Origin of the sequence: Nocardia sp. NPDC058497 (genome assembly GCF_042720195.1) — a bacterium.
Lineage (GTDB): Bacteria > Actinomycetota > Actinomycetes > Mycobacteriales > Mycobacteriaceae > Nocardia.
On record NZ_JBHXMY010000869.1, the window covers coordinates 329 to 1,772 of the forward strand.

1 protein-coding gene is annotated in these 1,444 nt (G+C 68.3%); it reads left to right on the plus strand.

What is annotated here, in order from left to right; all coding sequences use genetic code 11:
* The first annotated feature begins 76 nt into the window (after nt 1-76).
* On the plus strand, nt 77-1,414 hold the full coding sequence (locus tag ACFWPJ_RS31945) for an AMP-binding protein (RefSeq protein ID WP_378857120.1): 1,338 nt from the start codon (nt 77-79) through the stop codon (nt 1,412-1,414).
* Nucleotides 1,415-1,444: the final 30 nt, after the last annotated feature.

Sequence of the window (1,444 nt, forward strand, 5' to 3'; positions counted from 1 at the left end):
GGTGAGCCCCTCCCTCTGTGTGCGCCCCCCCCCCCCACACCGGGTGCGGGGCCCCCTCGCCGAGAGATGGACTGACATGGCCAACAACTTCGCCGACCTGTTCGAGCACTCCGTCGACGCCATGCCCGACCGGGTGGCGCTGATCCAGGGCGATCGCCGAACGACCTTCCGCGAGCTCGACATCCGGGCCAACCGGCTGGCCGACCAGCTCGCCGGGATCGGTGTCCGGCGCGGCACCCACGTCGGTTTCCAGATGCACAACAGCATCGAGACCATGGAGACGTTGATCGCCTGCTTCAAACTGGCCGCCGTCCCGATCAATATCAACTACCGGTACGGGCCGACGGAACTGGCCTACGTCTACGACAATGCCGACCTCGACGTGCTGGTGTATCACGCCACCTACGCCGACGCCGTCGGCGCCGCCCTCGCGCTCACCCCGACCGTGCGGCGGTCGATCTGCGTCGACGACGATCTCCTCGGCGCGCCCACCCCCGACGCGATCCCATACGAGTCACTGCTGGCCGCAGGCAAGCCGTTCCGGCCTACGATCCAGCGCACCGGCGACGACCTGTTCATGATGTACACCGGCGGCACCACCGGCATGCCCAAGGGTGTCGTGTGGCGCCAAGAGGACATGTGGCGGGTGCTGGGCGGCGGTGTCGATTTCTACTCCGGGGAACCGGTGCGCGACGAATTCCAGCAGTCCGAGACCGGCGCGCAGGCGGTGCCGAGTATCTGGTTCGTGCTGCCGCCGCTGATCCACGCGGCGGCGATGATGCCCACCTTCACCGCCCTGTGGTCGGGCAATGCGGTGATGTTCGAGCCGCGTTTCGACCCGGCCCGGGTGTGGCGTGCCGTGGCCGCGCAGCGGCCGCACGTCATGGTGATCACCGGCGACGCCATGGCCCGACCGCTCATCGACGCGTTCGACGCCGAACCGATGGACGCATCCTCGCTGCTGGTGATCGCCTCTGGCGCGGCGCTGCTGTCACAGCCGGTGAAGAACGCGCTGCTGGAGCAGTTTCCGTCGACGATGGTCTCGGACTCGATCGGGTCCTCCGAAACCGGTTTCGGCGGTATCGGTTTCGCGCAGAAGGACGACAATCCCGCGCGGGGACCTCGGGTGCAGACCGGTCGCGGCGCGGTTGTCGTCGATGCGGACGGGCGAGTCGTCGCGCCCGGTGAGGAGGGCTGGCTGGCCAAGACCGGTGCGGTTCCCCTCGGCTACTACAAGGACCCCGAGCGCACGGCGCGGCTGTTCAAGACGGTGGACGGGGCGCGGATCGTGGTGACCGACGACCGGGCCCGGGCGGAGTCGGTCGGCGCGATAAACCAGATCGGCCCGGGCCAAAAGGTGTTAAAAAACCGCGGCGCGAAGGTGTTACCCGAGGTGGTCGAGGCGGGCGGGTAAAAACCCCCACCCCCGTTAGACACAGTCGGG